Genomic DNA, 11,472 nt, shown 5'->3' with positions numbered 1-11,472 from the left:
CGTCACGTCAACTCCTTCAGGGGATCGGGCCGGACGGGGGCGGAGCGCGCGAGCCGCGCCGGCCAGCCGCGGGCGCGCAGCGCCGCGGCCAGCTCCGCCGCCCGGGCGGGGCCGACGAGCAGTTCGGCGGTGCCGAGCAGGTGGTCGGGCCCGTGCTCGATCGCGACGTCCCTGACGCTGACGCCCTCGGCGGCCACGTCCGCGAAGAGCCGGGCCAGTTCCCCGGGGGCGTCGCGTACGGTGACCGCGACCGTGCCGACGGCGCGCACGGGCGTCGGCGCGGGCCGTTCGGCTCCTCTGGCGAGGAGGGCGTGCAGACGCCGCAGGGCCGGCGCGGCGCGCTCGGCGTCGGTCTCGGTCTCCGTCTCGGTCTCGGTACCGAGGCCGGTCTCGGTACCGGCCTCGGCCGAGGCGAAGGGCTCCAGCGCCGCCATGGCCTCGTGGATGCCGGCGTCCAGGGCGCCGAGGTGGCGCAGGACCGCGTCCGCGTTCCCCGCGAGGAGGGCGCCCCAGGGCTCCGGGGCGGGAGACGCCGGGCGGGCGGGAGGGAGGCCCCGGTCGGCGAGCGGATGGCGAACGGCCGCGTCCTCGGACATCAACTCCTGCAGCAAGTAAGGTAGGTGTATAGTCCTGGCGACGATGTCGTCATGGCGCGCGGCGTCCACGAGGACGGGTGTCGCCCCGCAGAGGGCGACGAGTTCCAGCACGTCGTTCAGGGCCCGGGTGCCGGTGGCCTCGGTGGGCGTGAGCGCCCAGGGCCGGTCGCGGAGGAGGTCCTCGCGGGCGGCCAGCGCTCCGGTGTGCTCCGGTTCCGCCATCGGGTGGCCGCCGACGTAGCGGGTCATGTCGCAGGAGGCCCGCAACGCCTCGCGCTGGGGCCGCAGTTTGATGCCCGCCACATCGGTGTACGACCGGGCCGCACCCGTCTTCTGCAGGCGGCCGAGGGTCGGGGCGACGTCGTCCGGGGGCACGTCGAGCACGGCCACATCGGGCGGTGCGGCCGGCGGTTCGGCGGAGCCGGCGCCCAGGGAGACGGCGACGCGCAGGGCGTTGCGGTCGCCGTCCGCGAGGTGCACGGTCACGCCCGCCGCGCGCAGGGCCAGCGCCACGGAGGTGCCGACGCAGCCGGTGCCGACGATCAGCGCCGAGCGCACCGGCCTCAACCGGCCTTCGGGAAGCCCGCTTCGACGCAGGCCATCCCGCTCGGCAGACGGCGGACGCGGACGTCGACGCAGCCCGCGGACTCCAGGAGCCGGACGAACTCGCCGCCGGTGCGCTCCCGGCCGCCGTGACCGCCGAACAGCGACATCATGTACATGTCCAGCAGACCGCCGTACTCGTAGCCCTCGGCGCTGTCCCCGTGGTCGCGCAGGACCAGGTCGACCACGATCAGCCGGGCGTGCGGCGGCGCGGCGGCCGCGCAGCGGCGCAGAACGGCCCGTGCGTCGTCGTCGCCCCAGTCGTGCAGGATGTGCGAGAGCAGATAGACGTCGCCGCCGGCCGGGACGGCGTCGAAGAAGTCGCCGGCGACCACCGTGCACCGCTCCGCCAGGTCCGCTTCGGCGATTCTCCGCTCCGCCAGTGCGGCGGTTCCGGGCAGATCGAAGACGATTCCGCTGGAATCCGGAAACCGTTTCAGCGCCTCGACGAGAAACGCCCCGTCGCCGCCCCCGACATCCACGATACGGGCGCCGCCGAGATCGAGGGCCGACAGGATCTCGTCCAGTTCCAGCGCCAGCCCCTGGGCCTGGGAGTCGCCGAACGCCGCCCGTACCTCCGGTTCCTTTTCCAGGTACTCGAAGAAATCGGCACCGAATACGTCGCGGAACGCGGGCTCGCCCCGCCGGACGGTCTGCGGCAGCCGCGCCCACACGGCGCCGACGACGCCGGAGACCAGGAGGGCCGAGGGGCGCGCGGAGGCGGGCGCGTCCCGGCACAGGGTCCGGCCGAGCGCGGTCAGTTCGAACACGCCCTCGGCGGGCTCGGCGAAGACGCCGTACATGGCCAGTCCCCGCAGCAGACGCCGCAGGGAGGAGACGTCCGCGTCCGCGGTGGCCGCCAGCTCGGCCACGTCCTTGGGGCCGTCGGCGAGCAGGTCCGGGACGTCGAGCCGGACCACCGTGCACAGGGCGCTGGACAGGAGGTGCCCGAAGAGCATCTGCCGCATGCGCCGGGCGTCGTCGACTTGCTGCTCCGTCAGTATGCGCACGGGCCCTCCCGTCGTACGGCTGCGGTGTCCGGCCTTCCCCAGGGAATCTGCCTGCCCGGCGCCGGGACCGGTGGATGACCGAAAGACTCCTGACAGAATCGACGCCCTCCCTATACTGGGCCTCCGTCGGATCCGGCCGCTTACAGGGAGAGTTGAGGACGGCGTGGTCGAAGTAATTCCGGAGGACCAGATCACCGAATGGATCACGGTGACCGGGGCGCGTACGCACAATCTCCGCGGCGTCGACGTCCGTATTCCGAAAGGAAAAATCGTCGCGTTCACCGGTGTCAGCGGAAGCGGGAAATCCTCGCTCGCCATCGACACCCTGCACGCGGAGGCACAGTTACGGTATCTGGAAGGCATCTCGCCGTTCGTGCGGCAGTATCTGGCGCCCAAGGACCGGCCGCAGGTGGAGCGCGTGGCGGGGCTCTCCCCCACCCTGGCGGTGGACCAGCGCAAGCTGAACCACAACTCCCGGTCCACCATCGCGACCATGACCGGCCTCGACGCCTATCTGAGCCTGCTCTTCTCGCGCATCCCGCACTTCGCCGCCGACCGGCCCGCCGACGCTCCCCCGGTCTCCGGCAGGTCCTTCGACAAGAACACGCCGGAGGGCTCCTGTCCGGACTGCCTGGGCGCCGGCGGCGTCCCCTACCCCGATGTGGACCTGATCGTCCCGCGTCCCGAACTGCCCCTGATGGAGGGGGCGTCGCCCTGGTTCGGCAAGCTGATCTCCCCCGAGCAGGCGGCGGTCCCCTCGCTGGCCCGGCACTTCGGCGTCGATCTGTCCGTGCCCTGGCGCGAGCTGCCCGAGCGGTTCCGGGACGCGCTGCTGTACGGGACCGGTGACGAGGCGATCCGGGTCAGCGTGAAGGTGTCCGGCAAGAACTCCAGCGCCTCCTGGACCTGGGACAACCAGCAGCCGCTGCGCGGGGCCGTCGCCGAGGTCGAACGGCTCTTCCGGGCGGCGAAGACGGAGACCGCCAAGCAGCGCTATCTGAAGTTCATGCGGCAGGTGCCGTGCGCCGCGTGCGAGGGCACCGGGTACGGGCCGGTGGCGCGCACCACGCGGCTCGCCGGGCTGTCGTTCGTGGACGTGACGGGTCTGCCGGTGGCCGATCTGCGGTCCTGGACGGACCGGGTGGGCCAGGGGCTGGGCCGCACCCAGCAGGAGATCGCCGAGACCCTGCTGCCCGAGATCGCGGCCCGGCTCGATCTGCTGTCCCTGCTGGGGCTCGGCCATGTGCAGCTGTCCCGCAACGCTCCCTCGCTCTCCGGCGGGGAGCTGCAGCGGGCGCGGCTCGCGGCGCAGCTCAGCACCGCGCTGACCGGGGTCGTCTTCGTTCTGGACGAGCCGAGTTCGGGGCTGCATCCGGCGGACAAGGAGCCGCTGTTCGCGATGTTCGAGCGGCTGCGGGACGCGGGGAACACCGTGTTCCTGGTGGAGCACGACCCGGAGCTGGTGGCGCGCGCCGACTGGGTGGTGGACCTCGGTCCCGGGGCCGGTCAGCAGGGCGGGGAGCTGATCGCGTCCGTGCCGCCGGCGGAGCTGGCCCGGCATCCGCGCTCGGTCACCGGCCGCTATCTCGACCCGGCGGCCCGGCGCGTCGTCCGCTCCCCGCGCCCGGTCGGCGACGGCACGCGCTGGCTGACCCTGGAGAAGGTCGCCGTCCACAATGTGTCGGTGGACCGGGCCGCGTTCGCGGTGAACCGGCTCACCTGCATCACCGGGGTGAGCGGCAGCGGCAAGAGCAGTCTGCTGCACGGCGGTCTCGCGGCCGGGGTGCAGGCGGCGCTGGCCGGTGAGGCGTGCGAGGCGGTGGGCGCGATCGACGGGCTCGACGCGGTCTCCTGGAGCGTGGTGGTCGACCAGGAGCCGATCGGGCGCACCCCGCGCTCCAACCCCGCCACGTACACCAAGGCGTTCGACGGGATCCGCAAGCTGTTCGCCGGGACGGACGCGGCCAGGGCACGCGGGCTGACCGCCACGTCGTTCTCGTTCAACGCGGAGGGCGGCCGCTGCGAGACGTGCCAGGGGCACGGGCAGCGGCAGGCGGACATGCACTTCCTGCCGTCGCTGTGGGTGACGTGCGAGGCCTGCGACGGGCGGCGGTTCGGGTCGGAGGTGCTGGCCGTCTCCTACAAGGGGCACACGGTCGACCAGGTGCTGGACCTGACCGTGGACACGGCGGCGGAGCTGTTCGGCGACGACGCCGGGGTGGCGCCGGCGCTGCGCGCCATGCGCCAGGTCGGCCTGGGCTATCTGCGGCTGGGGCAGAGCGCGACCGAGCTGTCCGGGGGCGAGGCGCAGCGGCTGAAGCTGGCGACCGCGCTGATGCGGGGCGCCAAGCGGCTCAGCCGGGGGCTGGTGATCCTGGACGAGCCGGTGACCGGGCTGCACCCGGCGGACATGCAGGTGCTGGTCGACGCCTTCGAGGTGCTGCTGGACGGCGGCAGCACGGTGGTCGTCGCCGAGCACGACCTGCACTTCGCGGCCTGCGCCGACTGGATCCTGGACATGGGTCCGGGCGGCGGCGCGGCGGGCGGCCGGCTGCTGCACCAGGGAGACCCGCGCGGCGGGCTGGACTGGGACAGTCCCACGGCCCGGCATCTGGCGCGGATCGCCCGCTGACCGCGTCGCGGGAACACCGCCGGGCGGTGTTCCCGCGACGGGTCACCCGTAGGTCAGCCGCAGGTACTCCAGCAGTTCGGGGAACTCCCGCTGGTGCAGGAAGTGCCCGCCGCCGGGGATCTCGAAGGCGACCGCGTCCAGTGCCTCGACCACGGTCTCGAACTGGCCCTGCGGGATGAAGGGATCGCGGTCGCTGTGGAACACGGCGACGTCCTCCTGGTTGGACCGCACGGCCGGCCAGTCCCAGGGTTCGTCGAAGTAGCCGCTGCCGCGCTCCAGTTCGTCGTCGAGACGGGTGTACGGGCACACCAGGACCGAGCCGCGGATCTTCTCCCGCTCGGCGTACCGGATCGCCGCGACCGCGCCGGAGGACCAGCCGAGCAGCACGTCGTCCGGCCCGGCGCGCAGATGGTCGCGCAGGAAGGCCAGCCAGTACTCCCGGCGGGCCGCGATGGAGTCCGGGAAGGTCTGGAACTCGGTGGCGAAGCCGAGGTTGCGCAGCTCGTCCCGCAGCCACGGGGTCCAGGCCGTGGCCCAGTGCATGGTGCGGTTGCCGTGGATGTAGATGATGCGTGGCCGCGCCATGTGCCCTGCCCCCCTACTCCCCCTCGCGCGGCGAGCCGAGGACGAACAGCCACTCCAGCGGATGCCCGAACTCGATCTCGCTGAGGACGGTGAACCCGGCGTCGGCGAAGTGCCGGCGCTGTGCGGCATGGGTCTGCAGACCGATGCCCATGACGTCGTGGAACAGCTCGTAGGCCAGGGTGAACAGCGGGGTGACGGGCGCCCGTTCGCCCGGCTCCTCGGTGAACCCGTCGGCCACGACGACGTGCCGGGCCGCCGGGAAGGCCTCCCGGAAGGCGGTCAGGAAGGGCCTGCCGCCGACCTCGCCGCCCACGAAGTGGTGCAGGATGAAGTAGGAGGTCACCAGGTCGGCCTCGGCGACCTGCGGGTAGGCCGCCGGGTCGGAGACGACGTCGAGCATGTCGGCCTGGACGATGGTGATCCGGTCGTCCAGGCCGGCCCGCTTGACGTTCTGGCGCGCCAGCTGGCAGGCCTCGGCGTTGACGTCGACGCCGATGCCCGTGGTGCCGGGCCGGGACTCCACCAGGTGGATCAGCCGGGTGGCGGCCCCGCAGCCGATGTCGGCGGCGTGGGTGAAGGCCAAACCGGCGGTGGCCTCGTCGAACAGGGGCTTCTGGAAGGTCCAGTTCTGCGCGCAGCCCAGGGCGGTGAGGTGGCCGTCCTGGAGGGCGCCGCTCGCGAAGGAGTCGCGGCCGAGGGCGAGCGAGTCCAGGCTGCGGAACACGTCCCCGAACCCGCCGACGGTGGCGGTGAAGTAGCCGCGCACCCGGTGGGCGTGCCGGCCGCGCGACGTGGGGGCGACCTCGGCGCGGGCCGGGTCGTGGGCGAGGAGCCCGGCGCGGTCGGCGGAGCGCAGCAGCGGGACGAGGACGTCGGGGTCGGTGCCCGTGTCGGCGGCCAGCCGTGCGACCGGCACCGCGCCGCCCCCCGCCGCGCCCGGGCCGTCGTACAGGTGGTCGAGCACTCCGGTCCTGATCAGCGAGTAGAGGACATAGGTGCCGATGAAGCCGTTGAGCAGGTCGGCCACGGCGGCGTCGTCCGCGGCCGGTGCGCGGGTCGGGGCGGGCGTCGGGGTACGGGTGGGTGAAGCTCGGTGTGGTGACATCGAAGGGCTCCCATCGGGCGCTTGCTCGCAGCGCCTCGGGTCGGGGCACGCCGGGGCGACGACTGGCCGGCCGTGCGGGGATCGGGTGCGGGCCGGGGTGGGGCGGGGCGCTCCCCCGCCCCACCCCGGGCGGTCACTTCACGGCCGTGATGATGCCGTGCGGCGTCCATCCCGTGTCGGCCTTGCGGGTGATCTTCGCCCCCTGGAAACCGGCCTCCTGGAGCCACTGCTCGTACTGCTTCCAGGCGTAGATCATGCCGCCCTTGGCCGGCAGCGCGGCGAAGTAGACGCTGTCGAGCGCGGCCATCAGCGGCCCGTCGCCCTGGTCGTCGGAGACCGAGCTGAAGATCACCAGCCGGCCGCCGGGGGCGAGCGCCTCGTACGCCTTCTTCATCAGGGCGATGTTCTCCTCGGGCTCCCAGATGACCATCTGGTGGGAGAAGAGGACGCAGTCGACGCCCTGCGGGAACGGGTCCTGGAACATGTCGCCCTCGTGGACGGTGATCCGGTCGGACAGGCCGTTCTCCTCGATGCGCCGGCGGGCGATGGGGCCGGAGGCGGGGATCTCCATCACCGTGATCTTCAGGTGCGGGTGGGCGTGGGCGAGGGCGATGGCGTTGACGGCGTCGCCGCCGCCGGCGTCCACCACCGTGCGCACCGAGCCGAAGTCGCCGTTCTCCAGCAGGAACGGGTTGGACAGCTCCGACCAGGAGCGCATGTAGCGGTAGAAGACGCGCTCGATGTCGGGGTTCTCGTGGAAGCGGTGGTACAGGTCGCGGCCGACGCCGCGGATGCGCCGCAGGCCCACGTTGGTGTTCTGGCGCAGGGACTCGGTGAAGTCGGCCTGGGCCTCGTAGACGATGTGGGCCTCGAAGGCGACGACGCTCGCGAAGATGGACCACTGGCCGTCGGTGAACAGCTTCTCGATCACCGGGGCGTTGCGGTAGCGGCCGTCCTCCTTGACCGTGATGCCGAGGGAGGTGGTGCCCAGCAGCAGGATGTCGGTGGCGCGCTCGGCGAGCCCCAGCTCCTGGCGGATGTCCTCCTTGGCGAGGTCGGGCTTGTCCTGCAGCAGCTCGAACAGGCCGAGTTCGCAGCCGGCGTTGAGGTACTGGAAGGAGGCGTGCCCGAACAGGATGGGGGTGAGGCCGTCCATCGTCAGCGGGGTGGCGGTCATGTCGTTTCCTTTCGGATGAGAGGGCGGGCGTCGGGTGTCAGCGCAGGGACTTGGGGCGCATGTCGGTCCAGATCTCGTCGATGTGGGCCAGGCAGTCGGCGCGGGGGCCGGTGAAGCCCTCGTCGTGCCAGCCGTCGGGGGTGTCGCGGTCGACGGGCCAGACGGAGTACTGCTCCTCGTCGTTGACGACGACCTTGCAGGGGACCGTCGAGTTCTCTTCCAGGAAGCCGGGCACGGCTGTTCCTCCTTGGGCCGGTCGGTGGGGGTTCGGTCGGGATGTCCCGCGGGGCGGGCGCGGATCAGGCGAGGGCCGTCGAGGCGCTGACCCAGGTGGCGTTGCAGAGCATGCCGCTGCCCAGGGCGGGTGCGGGCAGGGCCGGGCCGGGCGGGCCGTCGCCGGGCGGCAGCGCCCCGGGGGGCACGCCGTCGGTGCGGTCCATCAGCCGGAGCCGCAGGGGTCCGTCGTCCGCCACGGTCACCGTGACGGTGCGCCCCTCGGCCGGCAGTCCGTAGAGCCACAGGCTCCAGTCGTCGTCCTCGCCGCCGCGCCCTTCGCCCGGGCAGCCGTCGACCTCGTAGTGCAGGACGCGGGCGCCGTCGAGGAAGAGCACCGCTTCGGCGGCTCCCCGCCGGGAGGCGAGGCAGAGGGTGACCGTGCGCCGCCCGGCGGAGGCGTCGGTACTGGTCACCACCGCGGCCGGGGCGGCCAGTTCGGCCGGGGCCGTCTCGGCGTGGAAGTACCGGTGGTCCTCCTCGCCGAAGAACTCGGGCAGCGGGCCGTGCTCGGGAGCGCCGGGCGCGCCCGGGCCGGCCACCGTCTCCGGCTCGACCGAGGCGAGCACCGCCCGGCCCCGGTCGGCGTCGAGGGCGTAGAGCACCCCGCGGTAGCGGGCGCGGTCGCGGCCGGGCCGCAGTCCGGCCGCCGCCAGGGCGAGCGCGGCGACGGCCAGGGCGGCGGGCAGCGGCCGTCCCAGGGCGGCGGTCAGCGCGCCCAGCGGCGCGTACAGCGCCATGCACACCCAGGAGGTCACCAGCGAGGGCACGGCCGACAGCCGCTGCGACAGGGCCGTGTAGGTCAGGGCGACCAGCGGGCCCATCAGGCAGACCGGGCCGGCCGTGACCAGCGCCAGCCCGGCGAGGGCGGAGGGCAGCGGCCCGTGGCCGATCAGCGCGAGCCCGGCGGCGCACCCCAGCAGCGGCCAGCTCAGCAGATAGCCGAGGCAGGGTGCGGCGCGGGCGGTGAGCAGCATGGGCAGCAGCCACCACACCGTGGCGCCGGCCGCGAGTTCCAGCGGGTGCCCCGTCCGGCCGAAGGCCCACGCGAGCAGGGTGTGGGCGGCGAGGTTCGCGGCGACGATCCCGCTCAGGAAGAGCCCGCCGAAGCGGCTGGGGTGCCCGTAGTACGCGAACTCCGGGCGGCGCGCCCCGAGTCGGGCGCCGGCCGTCTGGGCCGCCAGGGCCACGGCCGCCGTCGGCAGCAGGGCCGCCGCGGCGCCGAGCGCGGTGATCCCCGCGTCCAGGGCCCGGCCGCGGACCAGCAGCGCCAGGGCGGCGAGCCAGATCACGGCCGTGGCCGCGGCCAGGGGCACGGTCCAGCGGGCCGGGTAGCGCACCAGCCGCCCGGTGGGCAGGGTGAAGAAGACGGTCTCCTCCCCCTCCGCGCCGCGCAGCGCCGCCAGGTCCGCCTCGCCGAGCCGGCGGGCCAGGGTCAGCGCGTACGAGCCGTGGTGCTGGAGGGTCTGCGGCTCGACTGCCTCGGGTGTGTCCGAGGCGCTGTGGTAGTGCGTGTAGCCGCCGATGTGGGCGAAGTTGAACCCGGGCGCCCCGGCCCGCTCGAAGACGCTGAAGTCGGTCGCGTTCGGCATCCGCTTGTACACCTCCCGGAACAGCGAGGAGGTGTACTGGTGGGCGGCGGCCCGTTCGAGGTGCCGGTAGGCGGCCCGGGCGTTGCGCCCGGTCTCGAACATCAGGGCGGGGCCGCGGCTGCCGCGCGCCTCGAAGTTGAGCACCACGCCGATCCGTTCGCGCAGTTCGTGCCGTTCGACGAAGGCCCGCGCGCCGAGCTGGCCGATCTCCTCCGCGTCGGTGAACAGGAACACCACGTCGTTGGCGAGCTTGCCGCGGGAGCCGGCCAGGGCCCGCGCGGTCTCCAGCAGGGCGGCGACCGCGACCGCGTTGTCGTTGGCGCCGGGGCTGGCGGGCACCGTGTCGTAGTGCGCGACCAGCACCACCGCGGGGCGCCGCGAGGCGCCTTCGGCCCCCGGCAGCACGGCGACGACGTTGGCCACGTCGGCGGCGATGCGCACGGTGGCGCCCGGGCGCATCCCGTCCGACTCGTCCACGACGGTGGCCCGCTGGACCTCGCAGGTCAGCCCCAGCCCGGTGAGTTCGCGGACCAGGTGCGCGCGGACCCGGCGGTGTTCGGCGGAGCCGAGGGGGCGCGGCGCGCGGGCGATCTCCCGTACGTGGCGCAGGGCCCGTTCGGCGGAGAACGCGTCCCCGGGGGCCTCCTCGGGAGCGGCCTCCGGGCGGCGCAGCATGCCGGCGGCGAGCAGTGCGGCGGCTCCCAGGAGGGCGGCCGCCGCCCCGGCGGTGGCGCCGAGGGGCGCCAGCGTCTGCCCGGCGGCGGCCGGGGCGGGCCACGGGCTCACGGCTGCTCCTCCCGGCGGCCGCCGCGGGGGCGGCGACCGCTGACGAGCTGGCCCCGCGAGCGCCTGAAGCGTTCCAGGGTGGCGACCGCGGACTCGTTGGTCCGGTCGGCCATGAGCACGCTGGAGGTGTCGCTGCCCACGAAGTGCGAGCAGACGCTCTTGTGCGCCTGGTACGCCTCGTCGAGGGCCTCGGCGAGCCGCCGGTGGTCGGCCGCGAGCAGCGGGGGCAGGTCGCCGAACAGCGGGCGCAGGTCGCTGAGCACCCGGATGAGGTACTCGTGGTCGCGCCAGCGCAGGCCCGTCATGTCCGGCGGTGCGCTGGGCGGGATCAGGGTCGGGCGCACCCGTACCGTGTAGGCGGAGTACGGGAAGTCGCCGGTGAAGGTGAGGGCGGCGCCGGAGCCCCGCATCAGCGTGGTCGCCAGGGCGAGGAACTGCCGGGCGCGTTCCGGGTCGCCGGCGCGCAGCCGGTCGCCCATGCAGTGGCAGGCGACGACCATGCCCTGGACCAGGGCCATGAACACGCGGTGGCCGCGGGTCCAGCGGCGCAGCGCGTCCGCCTCGCCCATGGTGTGCGCAGGCAGCGGCCGGGGCGCCCGCGGGGTGCCTTGCGCGGCCTCGGCCCGGTGGACCGGCGTGCCGGAGTACAGGGCGAACAGGGCGCCGAAGGCCAGGTGCAGACGGTGCAGTTGCGCGGCGGGCAGCGAGGTGCCGGTGGTGCTCTCCTCCTCGCACAGGACGAGGTAGGCGTGCGCGGTGGAGCGGCGCAGCAGGTGCAGCGCGTCGCCGCGTACCCGGACGATGGCGAAGGCCTCGTCGTTGGCGCGGTTGCCGGGGGACTCGTCGGGGTCCGTGCCGACGGGCTCCGGGTCGGGCAGGGCTTCGTCCAGGAGGGCGACGGCCTCGCGCGCCCGGTCCTGGGTCTTCTCGTCGGGTCCGTCCAGGAGGGCCTCGGCGAGCGCCGCGAGCTGCGGGGCGGCGGGTCCCGAGGCGGTGTCGCCGAGTTCTTCCACCGTGCGCGGCAGGTCCTGCGGGCGGAGCAGGTGGAAGGGGGTGAGCGGCTGCATCCGGGTCTCCTCCTCTCGCGGGTCGTCAGGTCGGTCGGTGGGCATG

At 73.9% G+C, this 11,472-nt stretch carries 9 protein-coding genes; 1 reads left to right on the top strand and 8 read right to left on the bottom strand.

Annotated features, from left to right (window positions below; translation table 11 throughout):
• Positions 1-2 precede the first annotated feature (2 nt).
• A complete protein-coding gene (locus K7787_RS15665; RefSeq protein WP_223001787.1) occupies positions 3-1,154 on the bottom strand; it encodes a prephenate dehydrogenase/arogenate dehydrogenase family protein in 1,152 nt (383 codons plus the stop codon).
• 5 nt (positions 1,155-1,159) lie between these two features.
• Complete coding sequence (locus K7787_RS15660) at positions 1,160-2,209, bottom strand: methyltransferase (RefSeq protein ID WP_078512129.1); 1,050 nt, start codon at positions 2,207-2,209, stop codon at positions 1,160-1,162.
• A 163-nt stretch (positions 2,210-2,372) separates the two neighbouring features.
• Here K7787_RS15660 and K7787_RS15655 point away from each other — a divergent pair, with 163 nt between their 5' ends.
• Positions 2,373-4,841 (top strand): excinuclease ABC subunit UvrA, encoded by a 2,469-nt coding sequence (locus tag K7787_RS15655; protein ID WP_223001786.1) that lies wholly within the window; start codon positions 2,373-2,375, stop codon positions 4,839-4,841.
• 42 nt (positions 4,842-4,883) lie between these two features.
• On the opposite strand, the gene K7787_RS15650 is transcribed toward K7787_RS15655, so the two are convergent.
• From K7787_RS15650 to K7787_RS15625, 6 genes are all read right to left on the bottom strand, one after another.
• Positions 4,884-5,426 carry an alpha/beta fold hydrolase gene (locus tag K7787_RS15650; RefSeq protein ID WP_223001785.1) on the bottom strand — a complete coding sequence of 181 codons (543 nt, stop codon included), beginning with the start codon at positions 5,424-5,426 and terminating at the stop codon, positions 4,884-4,886.
• A 13-nt stretch (positions 5,427-5,439) separates the two neighbouring features.
• The gene (locus K7787_RS15645; protein ID WP_247720930.1) at positions 5,440-6,531 is read right to left on the bottom strand and encodes an SAM-dependent methyltransferase; all 1,092 of its coding nucleotides are present in this window, start codon (positions 6,529-6,531) and stop codon (positions 5,440-5,442) included.
• A 133-nt stretch (positions 6,532-6,664) separates the two neighbouring features.
• Positions 6,665-7,708 carry a methyltransferase gene (locus K7787_RS15640; protein ID WP_164387959.1) on the bottom strand — a complete coding sequence of 348 codons (1,044 nt, stop codon included), beginning with the start codon at positions 7,706-7,708 and terminating at the stop codon, positions 6,665-6,667.
• A gap of 37 nt (positions 7,709-7,745) precedes the next feature.
• Positions 7,746-7,943: an MbtH family protein gene (locus K7787_RS15635; RefSeq protein WP_019985359.1), complete on the bottom strand. Its 198-nt coding sequence runs from the start codon at positions 7,941-7,943 to the stop codon at positions 7,746-7,748.
• 64 nt (positions 7,944-8,007) lie between these two features.
• Positions 8,008-10,359, bottom strand: a complete 2,352-nt coding sequence (locus K7787_RS15630) for a M20/M25/M40 family metallo-hydrolase (protein ID WP_223001784.1) — start codon at positions 10,357-10,359, stop codon at positions 8,008-8,010.
• A complete protein-coding gene (locus tag K7787_RS15625; protein ID WP_223001783.1) occupies positions 10,356-11,471 on the bottom strand; it encodes a 3-methyl-L-tyrosine peroxygenase-related protein in 1,116 nt (371 codons plus the stop codon). Before K7787_RS15625 ends, K7787_RS15630 begins: the two co-directional genes overlap by 4 nt.
• Between the last annotated feature and the right edge of the window lies 1 nt (position 11,472).

The organism is Streptomyces sennicomposti (assembly GCF_019890635.1).
Taxonomy (GTDB): Bacteria; Actinomycetota; Actinomycetes; order Streptomycetales; family Streptomycetaceae; genus Streptomyces; species Streptomyces sennicomposti.
Note: the sequence above shows the minus strand (reverse complement) of the source record. Positions and strands in the feature narration are given on the sequence as shown.

Bases quoted from the DNA above. Each gene is read 5' to 3' on its own strand.
- K7787_RS15650 (WP_223001785.1), bottom strand. From the start codon at position 5,426: ATGGCGCGGCCACGCATCATCTACATCCACGGCAACCGCACCATGCAC.
- K7787_RS15640 (WP_164387959.1), bottom strand. From the start codon at position 7,708: ATGACCGCCACCCCGCTGACGATGGACGGCCTCACCCCCATCCTGTTC.
- K7787_RS15645 (WP_247720930.1), bottom strand. From the start codon at position 6,531: ATGTCACCACACCGAGCTTCACCCACCCGTACCCCGACGCCCGCCCCG.
- K7787_RS15625 (WP_223001783.1), bottom strand. From the start codon at position 11,471: ATGCCCACCGACCGACCTGACGACCCGCGAGAGGAGGAGACCCGGATG.